The organism is Bradyrhizobium sp. AUGA SZCCT0160, from assembly GCF_018130105.1.
Classification (GTDB): domain Bacteria; phylum Pseudomonadota; class Alphaproteobacteria; order Rhizobiales; family Xanthobacteraceae; genus Bradyrhizobium.
This window is the reverse complement of record NZ_JAFCMD010000015.1, coordinates 13,220-33,110: the sequence shown is the minus strand read 5'-3', so window position 1 is coordinate 33,110 and position 19,891 is coordinate 13,220. Positions and strand designations below refer to the sequence as shown.

General features: G+C 63.6%; 21 protein-coding genes. 11 read left to right on the top strand and 10 right to left on the bottom strand.

Annotated elements, in window-relative coordinates:
• The first annotated feature begins 36 nt into the window (after positions 1 to 36).
• Positions 37 to 1,173 carry an alpha-hydroxy acid oxidase gene (locus JQ558_RS22915; protein WP_212295264.1) on the top strand — a complete coding sequence of 379 codons (1,137 nt, stop codon included), beginning with the start codon at positions 37 to 39 and terminating at the stop codon, positions 1,171 to 1,173.
• Between the two features lie 209 nt (positions 1,174 to 1,382).
• On the opposite strand, the gene JQ558_RS22910 is transcribed toward JQ558_RS22915, so the two are convergent.
• The 4 genes from JQ558_RS22910 to JQ558_RS22895 form a co-directional block, all read right to left on the bottom strand.
• Positions 1,383 to 1,961 carry a hypothetical protein gene (locus JQ558_RS22910; protein ID WP_212295364.1) on the bottom strand — a complete coding sequence of 193 codons (579 nt, stop codon included), beginning with the start codon at positions 1,959 to 1,961 and terminating at the stop codon, positions 1,383 to 1,385.
• Between the two features lie 98 nt (positions 1,962 to 2,059).
• On the bottom strand, positions 2,060 to 2,902 hold the full coding sequence (locus JQ558_RS22905) for a shikimate dehydrogenase (RefSeq protein ID WP_212295363.1): 843 nt from the start codon (positions 2,900 to 2,902) through the stop codon (positions 2,060 to 2,062).
• A gap of 254 nt (positions 2,903 to 3,156) precedes the next feature.
• Positions 3,157 to 5,205 (bottom strand): elongation factor G, encoded by a 2,049-nt coding sequence (locus JQ558_RS22900; protein WP_212295263.1) that lies wholly within the window; start codon positions 5,203 to 5,205, stop codon positions 3,157 to 3,159.
• Between the two features lie 281 nt (positions 5,206 to 5,486).
• On the bottom strand, positions 5,487 to 5,930 hold the full coding sequence (locus JQ558_RS22895; RefSeq protein ID WP_212295261.1) for a helix-turn-helix domain-containing protein: 444 nt from the start codon (positions 5,928 to 5,930) through the stop codon (positions 5,487 to 5,489).
• A gap of 104 nt (positions 5,931 to 6,034) precedes the next feature.
• Between JQ558_RS22895 and JQ558_RS38160 the strand changes: the two genes are divergently transcribed.
• Together JQ558_RS38160 and JQ558_RS22885 are read left to right on the top strand one after the other, a co-directional pair.
• Positions 6,035 to 6,541 carry a hypothetical protein gene (locus JQ558_RS38160; protein ID WP_212295375.1) on the top strand — a complete coding sequence of 169 codons (507 nt, stop codon included), beginning with the start codon at positions 6,035 to 6,037 and terminating at the stop codon, positions 6,539 to 6,541.
• Positions 6,444 to 7,184 (top strand): outer membrane protein, encoded by a 741-nt coding sequence (locus tag JQ558_RS22885; protein WP_212295259.1) that lies wholly within the window; start codon positions 6,444 to 6,446, stop codon positions 7,182 to 7,184. Before JQ558_RS38160 ends, JQ558_RS22885 begins: the two co-directional genes overlap by 98 nt.
• A gap of 53 nt (positions 7,185 to 7,237) precedes the next feature.
• On the opposite strand, the gene JQ558_RS22880 is transcribed toward JQ558_RS22885, so the two are convergent.
• From JQ558_RS22880 to JQ558_RS22870, 3 genes are all read right to left on the bottom strand, one after another.
• The gene (locus JQ558_RS22880; protein WP_212295257.1) at positions 7,238 to 7,720 is read right to left on the bottom strand and encodes a DUF992 domain-containing protein; all 483 of its coding nucleotides are present in this window, start codon (positions 7,718 to 7,720) and stop codon (positions 7,238 to 7,240) included.
• 153 nt (positions 7,721 to 7,873) lie between these two features.
• A complete protein-coding gene (locus tag JQ558_RS22875) occupies positions 7,874 to 8,404 on the bottom strand; it encodes a DUF992 domain-containing protein (RefSeq protein WP_212273917.1) in 531 nt (176 codons plus the stop codon).
• Between the two features lie 235 nt (positions 8,405 to 8,639).
• Positions 8,640 to 9,842: a pyridoxal phosphate-dependent aminotransferase gene (locus tag JQ558_RS22870; protein WP_212207223.1), complete on the bottom strand. Its 1,203-nt coding sequence runs from the start codon at positions 9,840 to 9,842 to the stop codon at positions 8,640 to 8,642.
• Positions 9,843 to 10,456: 614 nt separating this feature from the next.
• On the opposite strand from JQ558_RS22870, the gene JQ558_RS22865 reads away from it, so the two are divergent.
• The 4 genes from JQ558_RS22865 to JQ558_RS22850 all read left to right on the top strand — a co-directional run bounded on the left by JQ558_RS22865 (position 10,457) and on the right by JQ558_RS22850 (position 13,289).
• Positions 10,457 to 11,110, top strand: coding sequence for a glutathione S-transferase family protein (locus JQ558_RS22865; RefSeq protein WP_212273918.1), 654 nt, complete (start codon positions 10,457 to 10,459; stop codon positions 11,108 to 11,110).
• A 184-nt stretch (positions 11,111 to 11,294) separates the two neighbouring features.
• Positions 11,295 to 11,471 carry a hypothetical protein gene (locus tag JQ558_RS22860; RefSeq protein WP_212207220.1) on the top strand — a complete coding sequence of 59 codons (177 nt, stop codon included), beginning with the start codon at positions 11,295 to 11,297 and terminating at the stop codon, positions 11,469 to 11,471.
• Positions 11,472 to 11,540: 69 nt separating this feature from the next.
• Positions 11,541 to 12,701 (top strand): PQQ-dependent sugar dehydrogenase, encoded by a 1,161-nt coding sequence (locus JQ558_RS22855; RefSeq protein ID WP_212207219.1) that lies wholly within the window; start codon positions 11,541 to 11,543, stop codon positions 12,699 to 12,701.
• 69 nt (positions 12,702 to 12,770) lie between these two features.
• Entirely contained in the window at positions 12,771 to 13,289 is a 519-nt protein-coding gene (locus JQ558_RS22850) for a hypothetical protein (protein WP_212295255.1), read from the top strand.
• A 50-nt stretch (positions 13,290 to 13,339) separates the two neighbouring features.
• Here JQ558_RS22850 and JQ558_RS22845 read toward each other — a convergent pair whose 3' ends face one another.
• On the bottom strand, positions 13,340 to 13,690 hold the full coding sequence (locus JQ558_RS22845) for a DMT family protein (RefSeq protein WP_212207217.1): 351 nt from the start codon (positions 13,688 to 13,690) through the stop codon (positions 13,340 to 13,342).
• Positions 13,691 to 13,958: 268 nt separating this feature from the next.
• On the opposite strand from JQ558_RS22845, the gene JQ558_RS22840 reads away from it, so the two are divergent.
• The 4 genes from JQ558_RS22840 to JQ558_RS22825 all read left to right on the top strand — a co-directional run bounded on the left by JQ558_RS22840 (position 13,959) and on the right by JQ558_RS22825 (position 16,899).
• A complete protein-coding gene (locus JQ558_RS22840; RefSeq protein WP_212207216.1) occupies positions 13,959 to 14,774 on the top strand; it encodes a PAS-domain containing protein in 816 nt (271 codons plus the stop codon).
• A gap of 130 nt (positions 14,775 to 14,904) precedes the next feature.
• Positions 14,905 to 15,366: a GNAT family N-acetyltransferase gene (locus JQ558_RS22835; RefSeq protein ID WP_212207215.1), complete on the top strand. Its 462-nt coding sequence runs from the start codon at positions 14,905 to 14,907 to the stop codon at positions 15,364 to 15,366.
• A 286-nt stretch (positions 15,367 to 15,652) separates the two neighbouring features.
• On the top strand, positions 15,653 to 16,594 hold the full coding sequence (locus JQ558_RS22830) for an aldo/keto reductase (RefSeq protein WP_212273922.1): 942 nt from the start codon (positions 15,653 to 15,655) through the stop codon (positions 16,592 to 16,594).
• A 20-nt stretch (positions 16,595 to 16,614) separates the two neighbouring features.
• On the top strand, positions 16,615 to 16,899 hold the full coding sequence (locus tag JQ558_RS22825) for a hypothetical protein (protein WP_212295247.1): 285 nt from the start codon (positions 16,615 to 16,617) through the stop codon (positions 16,897 to 16,899).
• Between the two features lie 93 nt (positions 16,900 to 16,992).
• On the opposite strand, the gene JQ558_RS22820 is transcribed toward JQ558_RS22825, so the two are convergent.
• Complete coding sequence (locus tag JQ558_RS22820; RefSeq protein WP_212295245.1) at positions 16,993 to 18,231, bottom strand: DUF1501 domain-containing protein; 1,239 nt, start codon at positions 18,229 to 18,231, stop codon at positions 16,993 to 16,995.
• A gap of 5 nt (positions 18,232 to 18,236) precedes the next feature.
• A complete protein-coding gene (locus tag JQ558_RS22815) occupies positions 18,237 to 19,793 on the bottom strand; it encodes a DUF1800 family protein (protein ID WP_212295243.1) in 1,557 nt (518 codons plus the stop codon).
• Positions 19,794 to 19,891 lie beyond the last annotated feature (98 nt).

Here is a 19,891-nt window from a genome sequence, read left to right as displayed (position 1 = left end):
ACAGAAAAGAAATTCAAGAAGGGGCCGGGAACGTTCATGAAGCACATTACCTGCATCGAAGATCTGCGCCAGCTGCACAAGCGCCGGGTGCCGAAGGCGTTTTTCGACTATGCGGATCGCGGCTCCTATTCCGAGGACACGCTGCGCGCCAACCGCGCCGATCTCGAAGCGATCAAGTTCCGCCAGCGTATCCTGGTCGATGTGTCGAGGCGCGATACGTCGACGACGATCCTGGGCGAGCCGGCCGCGCTGCCGCTAAGCCTCGCCCCGGTCGGATTGCTCGGCATGCAGCACGGCGACGGCGAAATCGCCGCCTGCCGCGCCGCACAGGCCGCCGGCATTCCGTTCACGCTGAGCACGATGTCGATCTGTTCGATCGAGGACGTCGCCGCCAATGTCAACAAGCCGTTCTGGTTCCAGCTTTACGTGATGAAGGACCGCGGCTTCATCAAATCCCTGATCGAGCGCGCGATCGCGGCGAAATGCAGCGCGCTGGTGCTGACCGTCGACCTGCAGGTGATGGGACAGCGCCACCAGGACATCAAGAACGGCATGACGATTCCGCCGGAATGGTCGTTGTCGAAACTGATCGACTTCGCGACCAAGCCGGCCTGGGTCGCCGGCGTGATGCGCGGCAAGCGCCGCACCTTCGGCAACATCGCCGGCCACGTCAAAGGCACCGACGATATCACCCAGCTCTCGCAATGGACCAACGCGCAGTTCGACACCACGCTGAGCTGGAAGGATGTCGATTGGATCCGTTCGATCTGGCCGGGCAAGCTGATCCTCAAGGGCATTCTCGACGTCGAGGACGCCGAGGAGGCCGTCAAGACCGGCGCGCATGCGATGGTGGTCTCCAACCATGGCGGCCGCCAACTCGACGGCGCGCCATCGTCGATCGAGGTGCTGCCGGAGATCGTCGATGAGGTCGGCGACAAGATGGAGATCATGTTCGACGGCGGCATCAGGTCGGGCCAGGACGTGATGCGCGCGCTCGCGCTCGGGGCCAAATCCTGCATGATCGGCCGCGCCTTCGTCCACGGCCTCGGCGCCGGCGGACAACAGGGTGTCGCCAAGGCGCTCGATCTGATCCGCAACGAAATGCTGGTGACGATGGGCCTGTGCGGCGTCAACACCATCGCCGAAATCGACGATCACGTGCTGGCGATTTAGCCCCGCTGTCGTCCCGGACAAGCGAAGCGCGATCCGGGACCCATAACCACAGGCGGACCTGTAAGGCACAGCTGGAGCTACTGCTCGGTGTAACAACAGACAACGATGGTTATGGGTCCCGGCGTTCGCCGGGACGACTCGTTGAGAGTTCGCCCACCCCTCACATCGACTTCGCTCGTCTCGATCCCACAAGGGGAGAGGGAAGAAAGTCACATCGGCGGGGTCAGCCCGTCGCGGCCGACGCTGACGCGGTTGGTTTCGAACGAGCCGTCCGGCAGCTTCTTCATGAACGCGATCACCTTGGCGCCAGCCTTGAGATCGGACTTGTCGGCGGGGACATAGGTCACCACCGGCGTCTCCGGCGAGACCACAACCTTCTTCTCGCCGCCCTTGTACTTGATCAACAGCGTGTGACCGTCATTGCCGGCTACGGACTGATCCACCGTCGCATTGGTCATGGTGCTGTTGGGGCGCAAATCATACGGCCGCGAGCCCTCGCCGGTGCCGCGCATCGCCTCGGGAAACACGTGCACCTCGACCGCATTCTGGCTGCCGTCCGGTCCTGGCACCGTGGTGGCACCGATGAAGGAGCCGACCTTGACGTCGGACAGCGAGATCTTGGTAATCTCGACCACCCTGATATCGCCGGTCATGTGCAGCTTGACATCTTCGCCGCTGCGCGACTTGACCGCAAGTATGTCGCCCTCGACAGCTTCGATGGTGCCGCGAACCCGCGTCGGCGTGGGCGGCTGCTGGGCGATGGCATAGATGGTGGACGCGGCCACCATCGCGGCGGCGAACAGCGGGCGGATGAGCAGATAACGATGCTGGGGCATGGGAGATCTCCGGTGGAGCTCCACATAGCCATTGCCCCCGATATTCCAACTCAAACTTTGTTGAGATCGGCCTCGACGATCGCACGAAGTTCTGATGTCACCTCGGGGCGCTTTCCGAACCACAATTCGAATCCGCGCACCGCCTGGTGCAGCAGCATGCCGAGCCCGTCGGCGGTCTGCAGCCCGCGCCGGCGCGCGGCGACAAGCAATGGCGTATCCAGCGGCACGTAAACGAGATCGGTAACCACGGCGTTCGACGGCAGCCGGGCGATATCGAGTTCGAGCGCCGGCTGGCCGTGCATGCCGAGCGACGTCGTGTTCACCAGCAGCCCGGCGCGCGGCAGCAACTCACTCAATGCATCCCACGCCACCGGCAACACGCTCGCGCCGAATTGATCCGCCAGCGCCTGCGAGCGCTCCCCGGTCCGATTCGCCAGATGCACGCGCTTGACGCCGCGTTCGATCAGCCCGAACAGCACGGCGCGCGCCGCACCACCGGCGCCCAGCACCAGCGCCTCCTCGGCACGCTCCCATCCGGGCGCGCAGGCGTCGAGATTATTGATAAATCCCTCGACATCGGTGTTGGTCGAACACAGCTCGCCGTTCTCGAACCACAAGGTGTTGGCGGCGCCGACCGCGCGGGCGCGGTCATCCGGCTTCGACAGCGCCAGCGCGCGCTCCTTGTGCGGAATGGTGACGTTGGCGCCGACAAAGCCGCGCAGCGAAAGCCGAAAGACAAAGTCCTGAAACTCGTCGGGCGGCACGGCCTCGATGACGTAGCCGCCTTCGATGCCCAGCGTCCGCAGCCAGTAATGATGGATCAACGGCGAGCGCGAATGCGCGGCCGGCCATCCGATCAGGCATGCGGCGGGAGGTCTGATTGCACGGGTCATCGCAGTCAATTCGGCCATGCCGGCGGCCGAGTCAATGCCGGGGCGGGGTGCCGGGATGTCGCTTGCGGACAGTGCAGCAACTGGTGCGACTAACCTCTCCCAGCTCTTATGCGGGGAGAGGTCGGATTGCGAGGCAATCCGGGTGAGGGGCATGGCACCATACCCGTCGCGAATTCTGAGCCTGCGGATAGAAGAGCCCCTCACCCCGACCCTCTCCCCGCAAGTGCGGGGCGAGGGAGCAGAGCATCAAACCATCACGCTGCGACCCGGTTCGCGGCGATGATCTGGTCGGCGGCGCGGCCGGTCACTTCGGCCATGCGGTCGAACTGCCGCGTAAAGCCGCCTGCGCCGGCGGTGGCTGATCGCAGCTCCACGATCAGGTCGCCGATCTCCGCTTCCGGCATGGTGGCGCGGACGCAATCCCAGCCGGCCCAGCCCTCGCGGGTGTCGAAGCCGAGGATCTGGCCGCGCCGCGCCGACAGGATGGCGTTGATTTTCGCCGTCGCCTCGGTCGGGCAAACGATCTCCACCATGTGGATCGGCTCCAGCAGCACCGGCTGGCACTGCGGCAGCGCCTCGCCCATGCCGATCCGCGCCGCGGTGCGGAAGGCAAGATCGGAGGAATCGACGCTGTGATAGGAGCCGTCGGTCAGGGTGACGTGGAGGTCGATCACGGGAAAGCCGAGCGGCCCGCGCGCGAGGCTGTCGACCACGCCTTCTTCCACCGCGCCGATATAGTTGCGCGGCACCGCACCGCCGACGACCTTTTCGTGGAATTCAAAACCCGAGCCGCGCGGCATCGGCTTGATTTCCAGCACGACGTCGCCGAACTGGCCATGGCCGCCGGACTGCTTCTTGTGGCGCCCGCGTTGCGTGATCGATTTGCGGATCGTCTCCTGATAGCCGATCGCCGGCGCCTGAGATTTGACGTTGACGCCGAAGCGATCCTTGAGCCGCTCAAGCGCGACGCGCAGATGCATCTCACCCTGCCCCCACAGCACGATGTCGTGGGTCTGCGTGTTGTGGATCATCGTCAGCGACGGATCCTCCTCGTTCAGCCGTAGCAGCGCCTGGCCGAGCTTGACGTCGTCCTTGCGATCGTTCGCCGCCAGCGACATCGCCAGCACCGGCGGCGTCGGCTCGACCCGCACGAGCGAGGGCGGCGCGGTCTTGCCGCTGGAGAGCGTGTCGCCGGTCTTGATGGCGTCGAGCTTGCCCAGCGCCACGGTTTCGCCGGCTTCCGCCGCCGGCCGTTTGCTGTCGTGCCCGCCACTGACCGCGAGGATGCCGGAGACCCTGCCCGCCTCGCCGGACGAGGATTGCAGCGTCGCACCGTCATCGAGGTGCCCGGCGAGCAGCCGCACCAGCGACAGCTTGCCGCCATGCGGCTGATGCAGGGTCTTGAACACATAGCCCAGCGCATCCTTGGGCGAAGACGCGCTGAGGCGCTTGGCGGTCTCGGCCACGCCGGGCGCTTCATGCCGCAACGCCTTCATCAGCCGCAGCACGCCGTTTTCGCGTGTCGCGGCACCCAGCAATACCGGGCAGATCAGGCCTTCGCGCAGTTCGCGCGCGAGATCGTCGAACACCGCGTCACGCGGCGGCTGGATGTCTTCCAGCAGTTGCTCCATCAGCACGTCGTCGTGATCGGCAAGCTTTTCCAGCATCGAGAAGCGCGCTTCCTTCTCGCGGTCGAGATTGCCGCCGTCCAGCGCGATCACTTCCGAGGGCTTGTGTTCGCGGTAGACAAAGGCGCGTTCCAGCGCGAGATCGACAAACCCTTCGATCAATTCACCGTTCCAGATCGGAATCTGGCGCAGGACCAATGGCACGCGCGAGGCCGGCTGCAGCGTCGCCAGCGTTTCGCGGATGCGCTTGTTGGCCTTGTCGATCTTGTTCAGAAACAAAAAGCGCGGAATGCCCATTTCCTCGAGCTCGCGCAGGATGATCTGCAGTTGCGGCAGCTTCTTCTCATCGGCTTCGCAGACCACGATCGCGGCATCGACCGCCGGCAGCGCGGCGCGCATGTCTTGCGCGAACTCGATCGAGCCGGGACAATCGATAAAGGTATAGCTGTCGCCCATGAAACTGGTAGTGGCTGCACTTAAGGCCACGCCCATCTTGTGGTGCCGCGCCTCGGGGCTGGAATCGCCGACCGAAGTTCCGGCATCGACGCTGCCGGCGCGGTGGATGGCGCCTGTACGCGCCAATATGGCTTCAAGAAGTGTAGTTTTACCGCTCTGGAAAGGGCCCACCAGCGCAATGCACCGTGGACCTCGGGGACTTCTGACGTCTTGTCCCATTGCCGCCTCCTTGTTTGGAGCTCGGCCCATGATTGGGTCGGCGGATCAGATGCTCCGCCCGCGCGTGCGATTTGGCAAGTCAGAAAAAGTTGCTGCGGTGCATCGTGACCGGCGCGGCGGCGGCCGGCTCAACCGCCCCCGCGGCAGCGGGCGAGCGAGAAAAGTTAACGCTCCTGGCGCGAGTTCCAGGCTTTCCAACCCAACGATGCCGTGCCGGCTTGGGTAGCGTAAGCTCAACGGCGGGGGCGCGATCGAAATTCGCGGAACGGTGGCTCGTCACCTTATTTTGTTCGTCGCGACGCTTCGCGCAGTTCGGTCGGCGTTGTGCCGAAACGGCGGCGAAAGCGGCGATTGAAGTAAGGCACCTCGTTGAACCCGCAGGTCCATGCAATTTCACTCACCTTCAATATATCGTGGGCTGCATCCATCAGCATCACCCTGGCCTCGTGCAGCCGCATCTCAAGCACGCGCTCGGCGAAGCCAGATCCGCTTTCGGCCAGCAGATCGTTCACGTAACGACGCGACAGGCCCAAACGCTGCGCAACGCTCTGCGACGAGAATTCCGGATCGTGAAAGCCCGATTTGATGGCCGCAAGAACGTCGTGCAATCGTGCCGCGCGCCCGCCAACGGCCTTTATGCCCAACTCGTCAACGTCCATCGCCTGCGATGCCCTGAAAACTCGCTTCGCTTCAAGCAGATCCCGATCAAGACAAAATAGCTGCATCGGCACGATCCAGACAGTGCCAGTTAAACCAATTGTGCCAGCCAGTTTCGCAACCCGTGGCGCGATTGCAACGCTCGCCAGCAATCGCGAGGCGATGCCACGCGGTGCAAATCGAGGGCCAGCCGGGACAAGCCAATTTGGCGTGCCTTGGTAAGGATGAAACAGGACTTGATGAAATACGACCTGATGAATCCGGATCGGACGATTCAGGGATCAAGACTCATCCGCAGAATTGTTCGGGGGCGACCATGTATCATCTATCGCGGACGACGTTTGCAGCCGCAGCCATTTCATTGGGCAGTCTCTCTGCTGCATTCGCGGCAGATCTCGGACCGCGCCCGGCCTATAAGGCAATGCCGGTCGCCACCGTTTATGACTGGACCGGCCTTTACGTCGGTGCCCACGCCGGTTGGGCCGGCGCCGACCGCTCGTTCGAGCGAACGTTTATCGGCAACGGGGTGGTCACAGTGGTTATCAATCCCGGCTTTTCGCAGCATCCAAGCGGCTTTGCCGGTGGCGGCCAAGGCGGGAATAAACTACAGGTTTGGCGGCCCCGCTGCAGGTGTTCGGCCATCGCTGCCTCACAAGGCTCCGGCAATAACCGCGTATGATTGGACAGGGCTGTACGTTGGCGGGCACACCGGCTGGGCAAGCGCCGAGCGGAACTTCCATGCCACTTCTTTCGCAGGGATCGAAAATATCGTCATGCCGCCGTTCGCGCAAAAATCCAACGGCTTCGTGGGTGGCGGGCAGGTCGGCTTCAATCGACAGGCGGGCAATTGGGTCGTCGGGTTAGAGGCAGACGTTTCAGGCGCAAACCTTGGTGCAACAACCTCCGTCGAATCAAACCAGTCCGGCTCCTTCACCTACAATGTCGAGGTCGACTGGACCGCCACGCTCGTGGGGCGCGTGGGTTACGCCTGGGAGCGCTGGATGGCTTACGGCAAGGGCGGCGGGGCGCTGATGCGCGAGACTTACGGGCTGACAGCTCCGGTGCGCGGCATACGTAACGACGCCCATGCGACCCGGGCCGGCTGGACCGTGGGCGCCGGCATCGAGAACGCCTTCCTCGGCAACTGGTCTTGGAAAGCGGAGTACAATTTCATGAGGTTTGACAGCACCACGACGATCAGCAACACGAGCACCCTGTCAAATTCCGCCGGGATCCCCGTCGAAACGAACCTGGATATTCATGCCGTCAAGCTCGGCGTCAATTACAGGCTCGGCAATTACGGCGTCGTCGCCAAATACTGACTGAAGAAAAAGGGCCCGCAGCGCACGGGCCCTTTTTACGTCGGCTGACCGAATTATCGTCCCGGCCGAAGTTCCAGGCTTTCCAATCCGGCAGCGATGCTGACGCCGACCTGGCCCTGCAGGCTGAGCGGCTGCAGCGCGATCGAGTTCGCCGAGCCGCCAACCAGCACGTTGCCGCCGACGCCGACGCCCAGCGTGGCACTGCCCTGCGCGCCGACATAATTGCCGGAGAGGCCGCCCGGCCCGAACTGCGCCGACGGCGCAAACACGCCCCACGCCAGCGCGGATTCCTGGGTGATGCCGAGATCGAGGCCGACTTTACGGATGGTGGCGACGTAACGGTCTTCCGGCATCCCGTCGGCACGCAGCACGCAGCCGAGATTGGTGACGGATCCGACGATGAAGCCGATGCTGGCGCCGCCGCGGCATTCGAGAATGCCGACCTGCACCCGCGCCACCTGCTGCGCATTGGCGCCGGGAATCGAGGTGGCCCACACGGCGATGGCGGCAGCGGCAAGGAGAAGGGAGCGACGCATGAAGAAATCTCCAACTGAAACGATGTAATGCAGGCAGAGGATCGAGAAAAGCACGGACCAAGGGCGCGCGAGCCATTCTATGGCATAACAACAATTGACGTGCCCTAAATAAAAAAGGCCCGCTCTCGCGGGCCTCTTTCACAAGAACTATCTTCAACCGCGGCGATGATGCCGGCGGTGGTGACGGCGCGGAGGGCCATAGCCGCGGAACGGCTCCAGCTGGATGTCGGCAATCCCGGCGGCGACGTTCAACCCGGTCTGCCCCTGCACGCTGAGCGGCTGCAGCGCGTAGGAATTGGCCGGACCGCCGACCAGGAAGTTGCCACCCCCGCCGATACCGACCGACGCGTTGGCGCCGACGCCGCCGTAACTGCCGGCGAGATCGCCGCGGCTGACGCGGCTATTCGGCGCGTTCACCGCCCAGGCCAATTGGGTCTGTGCGGTGATGCCGAGATCGAGGCCGTAGCGGCGCACGGTGGCAATGTAAGGCTCCGGCCGACGGCCTTCACTCTTGAACACGCATTCGAGGCTGGTCACGGAGCCGACGACATAGCCGACATTCTGGCCGCCCTGGCATTGCAGGACGCCGGCGCGAACCGCCGGTGCTGCATCCGCGCTCGCGATCGGCGCAACGAGCGCCGCGATCGCGATGCCGAAGGTCGTAAAACGTTTTCCGAAGAGCATGAGTCGTCCCCACTTGATGAACTGAATGTGCGGGGGGACAGGAAGGAAGCGCCGTGTCCAAAACATGGCGCTTTGCAAAAAGAAGACTTCAAAACATCATGCGGTCTACGCGTGATGTGATTTGACACGCCTTTTTTCTGACGCGTTTTCTTTGCGCGTTTCTTTACAGAAATTTTTGGAAACAAACCGGAACCTGTCCCGCATCATGTGCGGAACAGGCTTGCTTCAAAACGCGTTATCTCAGATTGCCGCAAAAGCGCTGGATGCGTTTGCAGGCGTCTTCGAGATCGGAAGTCTTGGTGGCGTAGGAAATCCGGAACGCCGGGCCAAGCCCGAACGCGGAACCCTGCACAACGGCAACGCCTTCGCTCTCAAGCAGTTCCGTGACGAAGTCCTCGTCATTCGCGATCACCTTGCCCGACGGCGCGGTCTTGCCGATGGTGCCGGCGCAGGACGGATAGACGTAGAACGCGCCCTCGGGCCGCGGGCATTCGATGCCCTTGGCCTGGTTCAGCATCGACACCGCAAGGTCACGGCGTTCCTTGAACACCTTGTTGTTCGCGGGGATGAAGTCCTGCGGACCGTTGAGCGCCTCGACTGACGCCCACTGCGAGATCGACGACGGGTTCGAGGTCGACTGCGACTGGATCGTCGCCATCGCCTTGATCAGTTCGGCCGGGCCGCCGGCATAGCCGATGCGCCAGCCGGTCATGCAATAGGCCTTCGACACGCCGTTCACCGTCAGCGTGCGGTCGTACAGTTTCGGCTCGATCTGCGCCGGCGTGGTGAACACGAAGTCGTCATAGACCAAATGCTCGTACATGTCGTCGGTCATCACCCAGACGCTTGGGTGCTTCACCAGCACGTCGGTGATCGCCTGCAACTCGCTGCGCGAGTAGGCCGCGCCGGTCGGGTTCGACGGCGAGCACAGGATGATCCATTTGGTCTTCGGCGTGATCGCCTTTTCCAGCGCGTCGGGCTGCAGCTTGAAGCCCTGCTCCGCCGTGCACACCACGGACACCGGCACGCCGCCGGCCAGCGCCACCATTTCCGGATAGCTCACCCAATAGGGCGCCGGGATGATGACCTCGTCGCCCGGATTGATGGTCGCCATCAGCGCGTTGTAGAGCACCTGCTTGCCGCCGGTGCCGATGATGATCTGGTTCGGCTTGTAGGTCAGGCCGTTCTCGCGCTGGAACTTGGCGATGATCGCCTCCTTCAGCTCGGGAATGCCGTCGACCGCGGTGTACTTGGTCTTGCCGGCCTCGATGGCGTGGATCGCCGCCAGCTTGATGTTGGCGGGCGTGTCGAAATCGGGCTCGCCGGCGCCAAGGCCGATGACGTTGCGGCCGGCCGCTTTCAGCGCGCGTGCTTTATCCGTGACCGCGATCGTCGCGGACGGCTTCACACGGTCGAGCGCAGCGGACAGAAAAGGCATCATCATCTCCTGGGAATGGCATGTGTGGGCACACGTGTGCCCGTTTCGGGAATGATCCGTGATTCCAAATGTTGGGATCGGCGCACCCTAGAGCGCTCAGCGCCGCATCGCAAGAAGCTTGGCCCGAAAGGCTCAAATTTTACGGGGCCGCAGGCGCGACCGGCGCAATATTTGGGAAAATTCTGCGCCGAAATGACTCATATATGGCCAAGGAAACCCGCGACGGAAACCGGCGCGGCCGCGATGGTGTTGACGGGGATCATCCCCGGCCCGCACGCCGCGCCGGGATCTGGCTCTCCGACGCGATCAGGTGCCGCGATGGATTGCTCCGAGGTCAATTCAGAATAGACGTCGATCCATCTCGCAGAGATTTCAAAATCCGGGCCTGCACGTATCGACGACATCGCGAAAGCTTGAAGCGTTTTGATCACAAATCCCGACCACGTGATCCCTGCGTCGAGGCATGACGTTCTGCGCGCGTGCAGTGCGGTAGAGGTTTTCGACTTTTTCCATAATGCGGGTCTTGCGACGCAACCCTAACGGCATCATTGTTTACCCGCGTTGCGGCGATCCGCGCGCGAAAGACGTGCAACTGATCGATTGAAATTCATACGATGTACAAGCTCTATTCGATGCAGCGCTCCGGCAACAGCTACAAGGTCCGCCTTGCGCTGTCGCTGCTCAAGGCGCCGTATTGCGCGATCGAAGTCGACATCCTGCGCGGCGAAAGCCGGACGCCTGATTTTCTGGCGATGAATCCGAGCGGACAGGTGCCGCTGCTGGAAGTCGCCGAGGGACGCTACCTCGCCGAGTCCAACGCCATCCTCTGGTACGTCGCCGGCGGCACCTCGCTGGCGCCGGAGTCGCGGGTCGAACGCGCCGAGGCGCTGCAGTGGATGTTCTTCGAACAGCATGCGCTCGAACCCAATCTCGGCGCGGCCTATTTCTGGCTGTCGCTGGTCAAGGGCGGCCGCGACCTGCAGACCCACGCATTGGAGGACTGGATGGAGCGTGGCTACGCCGCGCTTCAGGTGATGGAAAACCATCTCAAGACCCGGGCCTATTTCGCCTCCGACCAGCTCACGGTCGCCGACATCGCGCTGTACGGCTACACCCATGTCGCCGACCGCTGCGACTATGACCTCGCGACCTTCCCCGCGATCCGCGCCTGGCTGCGGCGGGTCGAACAGACCCCCGGTTTCGTGACCATGGACTGGCGGCCGGATGCCGAGGTCGATGATCCCGCCAGCATCGCCGCCGGAGCTTAAGGCCCGGGTCGCGATTCACGTTCGCTTGAATAGGCGTCCAAAGGTTAAGGACAGCGGGAATAACGTTAACCTTTGCCGTGATTTCGCCATTTTTGGCACTCGCATGCCCCAATATTGCCGGCCACGATTGTGAAATTCCCGGATGCCGCGGGTGATTCGCCCGCGTCCTGAAGGATTTAGACCCATGACACGGTCGCCCGGCACGGCCGGCTTCGAAACCCGCCCAGCGCCAGTCGCTTCCGCCCGACTGACCAACGCCATTGCCGCCTCTCTGGCGATCGGTACGCTGTCGCTGTGCCTTGTCGTCGCGCTGACAGTGCTCTCGATCAAGGTGACCATGGCCATGCCGATTCCGGCGTGACTCCGGCATTTCCTGATTGGACCTTTTCCGAGCGCAACGCGCGATGATTGGCATCGCGGGCGGACGAAGATGAAGACACCTGTCGGACTTGTAACCGTGGCGCTGACGGCAGCGATCCTGCTGACCGCGACCTTGGTGATCGCCACCGGCACCCGCGGCGAAGAGACGGAGTTTCCGTCATCCGCCGGCGGACTCGAAGTGCGCACCTTCGCAAGGGGTCTGGCCAATCCGTGGTCGCTGGCGTTCTTGCCCGACGGCAGGATGCTGGTGACCGAACGGCCCGGCCGAATCCGAATCGTGTCCGCGGAAGGCCAGCTGTCGCCGCCGCTCAAGGGCGTGCCCGACGTGTGGGCGTCCAGCCAGGGCGGCCTGCTCGACGTCGCGATCGATAAATCCTATGCGCAAAACAAGACGATCTATTTCTGCTTTGCGGAGCGGACCAGCGGCGGCGGCCGCACCGCGATCGCGCGCGCCAAACTCAATGACAGCGGCGGCCGCCTCGACGAAACCAAAATCATCTTCCGCCAGGAAGGGCCGCTGTCGTCAGGAATTCATTATGGCTGCCGCATCGTGCAGGCCGACGACGGCAATTTGTTCGTGACGCTGGGTGACCATGGTTCACATCGCGAGCAGGCCCAGGAGCTCGGCAATCATCTCGGCAAGGTGATCCGGATCGCACCGGATGGATCGGCCGCCGCCGGCAACCCGTTCATCGGCCGCGCCGGCGCCAAGCCGGAAATCTGGAGTTACGGCCACCGCAACGGACAGGGCCTGGCGATCAACCCGGCGTCGGGCGACGTCTGGGAAGTCGAGCACGGCCCGCGCGGCGGCGACGAGCTCAACATCATCAGGGCGGCCAGGAATTACGGCTGGCCGGTGATCGGCTTCGGCCTCGAATACAGCGGCGGCAAGATCCATGAAAGCACCGCCAAGGACGGCATGGAGCAGCCGGTCAAATACTGGGTGCCGTCGATCTCCCCGTCCGGCATGCTGTTCTATACCGGCAAGCTGTTTCCAAAATGGTCCGGCAGCCTGTTCGTCGGCGCGCTGTCCGGCAGCATGCTGGTGCGGCTGTCGCTGAACGGCAACGGCGTCGCGGGCGAAGAGCGCCTGCTGCAAAATCTGCACGAGCGGATTCGCGACGTCAGGCAAGGCCCGGACGGCGCCCTGTGGCTGCTGACCGACAGCTCCAACGGACGGATCCTGCGGGTGACGCCTTCTGCAAAGTGAATGAAATGAACGCGTGAACGGAAAGCTGCGACCAAGCTTCAGGGCTCCCCGTTTTCGGAAACGCAACGCATGAACCGGCGCCAGTTTGTTTTCGCCCTGTCAGGAGCCCTGACACTGCTCGCCGCCACGCGGCCAGGCCGCGCCGAATGCGGCGGCCTCAGCGTCAGGGAATTCGTCGAAACCACCTATTACAAGCAGGCGCGCCTGCACGCCGCCAGAACGCCGCTCGGCAACGACGACTTCTACGCGCTGTTCTCGCCCGGCATGCGCCGGTTGATGCAGGCGCCGCGGCAATATCCGAAGAACCAGACGATCGGCCCGCTGCTCAACGCCTTCTTCGGCTGGGGCGTGCTGCCGGGCGCCGAGATCAAGGTCGGCAAGGTCGAGCACCATTCCGGCGACGAGATGGGGCCGGCCACCATCCGCGTCGAGATCGAGCATCGCGGCCAGCCGCACCGGATCCTGGTTCACGTCATCGGCCCGGACGACGATTGGCGCATTGCCAACATCATCTATGATTCCGGCAAGAGCCTGCTCGATCATTTATCGAAGCATCACCGGCGGCTAGGATTGCTTTTTTTGTTTTGACGCGTTTTCTTGACGCGAACCGGTGCCCACTTCGCTTTGAAAACGCTTTGCTACCATTTGTGAAAAATCAAAAACGCCCCGCCGGCAATCAAGAGAAAACCCAAAGCGTGATTCCAGGCCAGCGGCTCCTTCAGGTACAGCGTCGAGAAGCCTGCGAACACCACCAGCGTGATTACTTCCTGCATGGTCTTGAGCTGGGCCGCCGAATAGACCGCGCTGCCCCAGCGGTTGGCCGGCACCGCCAGCCAGTATTCGAAGAACGCGATCCCCCAACTCGCCAGAATGATCAGCACCAGCGGGCTTTGCTTGAATTTGAGATGGCCGTACCAGGCAAAGGTCATGAAGACGTTGGAGGCGAACAGCATCAATATCGGCAGGATCTGCGGGGAGACGGTCGGCATGATGTCCTCTTGTGAATTTGGTGCGCTAGCGACCCGGGCAGAACCCGTTCCATCGGTTTTGATTAGCATTTGAATTCAAAATCGCGAAAGCTCTGCGTGCGCGCTCAAGTCCGTCTTAACGACAGAAAAAGATAGTTCGCCGCAAAACGAAACATCCGTCACACTGCGTGCCTTATTCTCGACGCAACGGGAACGGCCTCAAACGGCCGCTCGATCAACGCCTTGGTCAACGCCTTGGTCAACGCCTTGGGAGGCAGCGAGAACCGGCATGCAGTTCGACTGGCGCGCCATCTCCGGTCCGGCTCTGACGACAGCGACGGCGCTCGCCGCCTTCCTGGTCGACCGTTATGTCATTGCGGTCCCGAACCCCGCACCGCTGTTCGTCTGCATCGTGGCATTGGCCAGTTCCGTCAGCGGGCTCGCCTCCGGCCTGACCAGCGCCGCGATTGCCGTGGTGTCCTCGGCGCTGTTCTTCCTCAACCATCGCGCCGTGCCGGGCTATGACGCCTCCGACCTGATGCGCATGCTGCTGCTGGCGGCGACCGCGGTCGGAACCGCCGTGATCACCGGGATGCTGCGGCAAAAATGGATCGACGCCTTCGCCTGGGAGCAGAAGCACCATGCCACCGCGATGCGGCTGTCGGCAGCCCTCGACCAGGTCGATATCGGCATCGTGCTGCTCGATTCCGACACCCGCGCCGAATTCATCAACCGCGCCTTTCGCGACTATTTTTCGCTGTCCGACGAGCAGGCCGACGCCAAGCCGCCGTTCATCGCGCTGATGTATCACGGCCGCGACACCGGCGCCTACGAGCTGCCGGAAGACGAATTGAGCCTCTTCATCGCGCAGCGCACCGAGATGATGCGGGCCGGCGATTCCACGCCGATCAACATCAAGATGGCTGACGGACAGGTGCTGCGCTTTTCCTGCACGGCGCTGCCCGATGGCGGGCGCATGCTGAGCTATACGCCGGTCACCGATCTCGTCCGCCATACCGACGACATCGGCAATGCCGATTATTACCGCTCGCTGCGCGGCGGCGGCGAACGCAGCCTGGCGCGGCACCTGCGCGCCGCCGAATAGCAGCCGCGACGCGGCAACGCCCCTCCCCGATTGATCCGTTGCGGTGGCGCCTGTAGGCTGGCGCCATCAGCCAGCGCGTCGACGACGCCGCTCCCTTCCCGAAGCTCCCTTGCCGAATACGGAATCAAACATGCCCGGCGACGTAACGATTCGTTTTGTCACACGACAGGATTACGCAAAATGGCTGCCTTTGTGGGACGGCTACAACGCGTTCTACGAGCGGACGGGACCGACCGCGCTCGATCCCGCCATCACCGCGATGACCTGGGCGCGCTTCTTCGATGCCTACGAGCCGGTGCACGCTTTGGTCGCCGAACGCGACGGCGAACTGCTCGGGCTGGCGCATTACCTGCTTCACCGCTCAACCACCGCGATCGAGCCGACGTTCTACATGCAGGATCTGTTCACCAGCGAAGCCGCGCGCGGCAAGGGAGTCGGCCGCGCGCTGATCAACGACGTCTACGAACAGGCCAGGCTCGCCGGATCGCCCCGTGTGTACTGGTTCACCTACAACACAAATCACACCGCGATGCAGCTTTACGACAAGGTGGCGGAGAAGACCGGGATTGTCGTCTATCGCAAGGTGTTCTGACTGGCCTGTGGATAAATCCAGATGTCACCGGGGCGTAACAAAGCCCGGTTAGGTTGCGCCTGCGTTTGATCAGGCCCCCCGTCTCAGATCACGCGCCCCCAAGCGGCCCCCGTCAGTCGCCGCGTCTGACCGGGGCCGCATCTTTTTCGCAGCACTTTCAGACCCTTTACGCCGAGCTACGCCGGCACCGCTGCTCAGGCATGCCGTGCGCGGTCAATCCGCATCTTGCGGGCTCTGGGGTGCGCGGGCCACAATGCGGCCTCCTCGCCCACCCACAGGATCTCCCATGCAAATTCGCAATCTCGGCGGCTCCGGCCTGCGCGTTTCCGCCGTCGGCCTCGGCTGCAACAATTTCGGCCAGCGCACCGACCTCGAAACCTCGCGCAAGGTGATCCACAAGGCGATCGACCTCGGCATCACCCTGTTCGACACCGCCGACATCTATGCCGGGATGGGCGGCTCCGAGACCGTGCTCGGCACCGTGCTCGGCGACCGCCGCAAGGACATCGTGCTGGCGACGAAATATTCCAAGCCGATGAGCACGGACGGCACCAAGCAGGGCGCTTCGCGCCGCTACATCATGTCCGCGGTCGAGGCCAGCCTGACGCGGCTGAAGACCGACTACATCGATCTCTACCAGCAGCACGATTACGATCCCTTGACGCCGATCGAGGAGACGCTGCGCGCGCTCGACGATCTCGTGCGCCAGGGCAAGGTCCGCTACATCGGCAATTCGAATTTTCCGGCCTGGCGCATCGCCGAGGCCGAACTCATCGCACGGCAGATGAACGTCAATCGCTTCGTCTCCTGCCAGGACGAATACAGCCTCGTGGTGCGCGGCATCGAACAGGATCTGCTGCCCGCAGCCAAGGAATACAAGCTCGGCCTGCTGCCGTTTTTCCCGCTGGCAAGCGGCCTGCTCACCGGCAAATACAAACGCGGCGCCGCCGCGCCCGACGACACGCGCTTTGCAAAAGCCCCGGCGCTGAAGGAGCGTTACGTCACGCCGCGCAATGAAGACATCGTCGAGAAGCTGCAGGCCTTCGCCGACAAGAGCGGCCACACCATGCTCGAGCTCGCCTTCTCCTGGCTCGCCTCGCACCCGCAAGTCTCCAGCGTCATCGCCGGCGCCACCCGCGTCGAACAGGTCGAGCAGAACGTGAAAGCGATCAGCTGGCAGTTGAGCGCTCAGGAGCTCGCGGAGATCGATGCGATTACGAAGGGGTAGGCTGCAGTGAACTTACGAAGATGAACAGATTTCAAAGCGACCTTCTAAAGGAGCTGATCGACCTGATATCGCCCGCAGGGGTTGGCGATGTGTCGATTTCAATCACGAAAGGGTCAAACGAGCCTGTCGTCGAAGCGAAATTGATTTCGCGGCAGCTTTCTTTTTGGATCTACGAAGACGGAGCATCTCTCCTTGGAGACGGTATCGACATTCGATTCGAAGCCGAAAGCCATCGCGAACCGTCTGCGTTCGCCAAGGTTTTTCTGGAGAAGGTGAGCGAAGTCTTGAAGGAGTGCTCGAAGTAGGATCGTCATTCCGGGATGGTCCGCAGGACCAGACCCGGAATCTCGAGATTCCGGGTTCGCATCTTCGATGCGCCCCGGAATGACGTTACCCAATCACGCCATCAACCCCTTCATCGGCTTCACTGACGCGCTGTCCGGAAACACCGTCTCCGCCAGCACGCGCTCGGCCAGCCCGAACTGGTCCTGCAGCACACCCTTCATGACCGCGCGCAGGTCCGTGGTCGGGGCGAGGTCGCGGGCCTGATAGAGATTGGCTACCTTCAGCCCCGGCCAATCCGCGATCACCCGGCCGCCCTTCACCGCGCCGCCGGCGAGCAGCGCCACGGTGCCGGTGCCATGGTCGGTGCCTGCGGTGCCGTTGATGCGCGCGGTGCGGCCAAATTCAGTGACGACGACCACGACCGTGTCGCGCCAGCGTGCGCCGAGCCCGCTTTCGAACTCGGCGAGCGCGCCGTCGAGGCCCGACAACAGCTGCGCCAGGCGGCCGACCGGGCCGCCTTCATTGGCGTGGGTGTCCCAGCCGTCGAAGGCGAGCGCGCCGATCCGCGGACCGCCATCGGCCGCCATCAGCTTGGCCGCGCCGCGCGCCACCAGCCGCATCGCGGCAACACCATTGGTGCCCGGCTTTGGTTTCATGTCGTCGCCTTGCGCCGCCTTGTCGAGCGCAAGGCCCTGTGTCAACGCCGCCGCCAGCGCCGGATCGCGGTGGCGATAGAGTTCGATCAGGCGCATTGCGGTGTCCTCGGCGGCCTGCGGCAACGCCACCGGGGTCCAGCCGACGGTCGGCGCCGCGCCGCGCAGCACCAGCGGCGTGGTCGGGCCGACGCCGAGCGCGCTCGTCACGCGTTCGCCTTTCGGCAAGTTTTCCAGCGCGCGGTTGAGCCAGCCGGATTGCACCCGGCCCGGTCCGGCAAAGCCGCTTTCGAGCACATCCTGGCCGTCGAAATGCGAGCGCTCGCGATAGGAGGTCGCGACCGCATGGATCACCGCGGCCTGCTTCTGGCGGTACATCCGCGCGAATTCAGGCATCGCCGGATGCAGCGCGAAGAACGAATCCAGCATCAGCGCGGCGTTGGGTCCGCCGGGCGTCAGCGCGATCGAGCCGTGCAGGCCGGCATAATCAGGGTCGCCGATCGGGGCTACTGTCGCAAGGCCGTCCAGTGCGCCGCGCAGGATGACGACGACCAGACGCGGATCGCGCCCATCGGCGGCACGCGCGAATTTCGGCAAATAAGCCCAGGCCGCAAAGGAAGCGCCGCCGAGCAACACCGCACGGCGCGAAGGAGATGTCGGGCTTTCGCAGCAATCCGTTTTCGCTAATGTCGTTTCCATTGGCGTCATCTCCTCTGGAATTCCGGCGACATCAATAGCAGCGCCAGCGCCTGCTGCCGCGATTCCGCGCGCTCGACCGTGCGCCTTGTTTCGATCGACGCTGCGTCCGCAGCGACGAGTTCAAGCAGGTCGCGCGGATCGATGGTGTCGGCGAGGCGCGAGGCGATCTGCGCCGATATATCGAGCCGCAGCTTCATGCCTTCAGGGGCCGCCCATGCTGCGTTGCTATCGGGAAACCCATTCGGGCCGGCGGGCGCCCATAATGGCTGACCCAGCACGTTGAGGCCGTTGAGATAGCGGCCGGCATCGCCGGGGATTTGCGCCAGCAACCGGCCGGACGCGACCAGGAATTCATACGGCGAGCGCACTTTGGTCAGCGGCGCCTTCCAGGCTTCGTCGGAATCAACCAGCGCCGTCGCCAGCGCCTTGAGATCGCCGTCGGTCTTGCCGAATACATCGGCCAGCCGCGCCACCAGCGCCGGCGGCGGATCGTCGGCGACGAAATGACGGACGAATTTGGTGGCGATGAATTTTGCGGTCGAGGGATGCCGCGCGAGATCCGCCAACACCGCCTCGCCCTGCGCCACGCCGCTGGACTCGTAGCTCTTACCCATCACGGCATGCGCGCCGGGTTGGTGCGCATTGGAGTTGAAGACGAAGGTGCCGGGGGCGCCGAGCTGGCCCTGCCGTCCGGCATAGGTCCACCCCGTGATGATGCGCGCCAGCGACGTCACATCGTCCTGGGAATAGCCGCCGCCGACGCCGAGCGTATGCAGCTCCAGGATTTCGCGCGCGAGATTTTCGTTCAGGCCGCGGTTGCGGTTTTTCCCGGCGCGCGAATCCGGCCCCAGCGATTGCTGGTTGTCGAGAAAGAACAGCATCGCCGGATGCTGCTCGACCGCCTTCAGCATGTCCGCGAAGCGCCCGAGCACGAAGGGCCGGATCGCTTCGCGCTCGAACGAGCCCGCCCACATCCGCGCCACCCCGCCCTTGTTGGCGGAGATACAAAAATGATTGGACCAGAACACGACCAGCCGCTCGGCGAACCCGCAATCGGCGATGACGGCCCGCTGCAGCCGCGCCAGCGCTTCGGCGCGAAACGTCTTCTGGATGATGTTGAGCGGTTGCGGCGGCGGTCTCGGCGCGGCAGGCTGCATCGTCTCGGGAGGCGTCATCGACGCATTGACGTTTTCCTGCGGCTTTGCCGGCGGCTCCTTCGGCGCCATGTCCATGGCGATGCTGTTCAGCGACAGGTTTCGCCGTTGCCCTTTCGCCTCGACAGGCGGTTGCGGTCCCTCGGTCGCGGCGGCCGGCGCGGATTTGGCAGCCGCGTCGCGGCCCTGCTGGATCTCGAACTGATAGTCGAACACCGCCTTGCCGAGCGCCGCGGTCGACTGCAAACCCGGCACCTCAAGCAGCACGCCGTTGGGCCGGCTCATTTCCGCCTTCACGAAACCTCTGGGATCGGAGGCCGCGTTGACGAAATCGCCCGATGCGCCGCCGCGCGCGCCGAATCCGAAGCGATTAAGCGCCACCAATGCGGCTTGCGAATCGCGGGCCATCGGATTTCCCTCAGCACGTCCCCGGTATATGATTTGCCGGCAAGCATAACGCCTTTCGGGATGAACCCCGAATTAAAACCCGGTTAGAAAACGCCTCG

Coding starts and splice junctions, on each gene's coding strand:
- JQ558_RS22840 (WP_212207216.1), top strand. CDS start 13,959: ATGCAGTTCGACTGGCGCGCCATCTCCGGTCCGGCTCTGACGACAGCG.
- JQ558_RS22910 (WP_212295364.1), bottom strand. CDS start 1,961: ATGGTGGCCGCGTCCACCATCTATGCCATCGCCCAGCAGCCGCCCACG.
- JQ558_RS22825 (WP_212295247.1), top strand. CDS start 16,615: ATGAACAGATTTCAAAGCGACCTTCTAAAGGAGCTGATCGACCTGATA.
- JQ558_RS22830 (WP_212273922.1), top strand. CDS start 15,653: ATGCAAATTCGCAATCTCGGCGGCTCCGGCCTGCGCGTTTCCGCCGTC.
- JQ558_RS22835 (WP_212207215.1), top strand. CDS start 14,905: ATGCCCGGCGACGTAACGATTCGTTTTGTCACACGACAGGATTACGCA.
- JQ558_RS22875 (WP_212273917.1), bottom strand. CDS start 8,404: ATGCTCTTCGGAAAACGTTTTACGACCTTCGGCATCGCGATCGCGGCG.
- JQ558_RS22860 (WP_212207220.1), top strand. CDS start 11,295: ATGACACGGTCGCCCGGCACGGCCGGCTTCGAAACCCGCCCAGCGCCA.
- JQ558_RS22915 (WP_212295264.1), top strand. CDS start 37: ATGAAGCACATTACCTGCATCGAAGATCTGCGCCAGCTGCACAAGCGC.
- JQ558_RS22855 (WP_212207219.1), top strand. CDS start 11,541: ATGAAGACACCTGTCGGACTTGTAACCGTGGCGCTGACGGCAGCGATC.
- JQ558_RS22870 (WP_212207223.1), bottom strand. CDS start 9,842: ATGCCTTTTCTGTCCGCTGCGCTCGACCGTGTGAAGCCGTCCGCGACG.
- JQ558_RS22895 (WP_212295261.1), bottom strand. CDS start 5,930: ATGCAGCTATTTTGTCTTGATCGGGATCTGCTTGAAGCGAAGCGAGTT.
- JQ558_RS22850 (WP_212295255.1), top strand. CDS start 12,771: ATGAACCGGCGCCAGTTTGTTTTCGCCCTGTCAGGAGCCCTGACACTG.
- JQ558_RS22900 (WP_212295263.1), bottom strand. CDS start 5,205: ATGGGACAAGACGTCAGAAGTCCCCGAGGTCCACGGTGCATTGCGCTG.
- JQ558_RS22865 (WP_212273918.1), top strand. CDS start 10,457: ATGTACAAGCTCTATTCGATGCAGCGCTCCGGCAACAGCTACAAGGTC.
- JQ558_RS22905 (WP_212295363.1), bottom strand. CDS start 2,902: ATGACCCGTGCAATCAGACCTCCCGCCGCATGCCTGATCGGATGGCCG.
- JQ558_RS22880 (WP_212295257.1), bottom strand. CDS start 7,720: ATGCGTCGCTCCCTTCTCCTTGCCGCTGCCGCCATCGCCGTGTGGGCC.
- JQ558_RS22845 (WP_212207217.1), bottom strand. CDS start 13,690: ATGCCGACCGTCTCCCCGCAGATCCTGCCGATATTGATGCTGTTCGCC.
- JQ558_RS22820 (WP_212295245.1), bottom strand. CDS start 18,231: ATGGAAACGACATTAGCGAAAACGGATTGCTGCGAAAGCCCGACATCT.
- JQ558_RS22815 (WP_212295243.1), bottom strand. CDS start 19,793: ATGGCCCGCGATTCGCAAGCCGCATTGGTGGCGCTTAATCGCTTCGGA.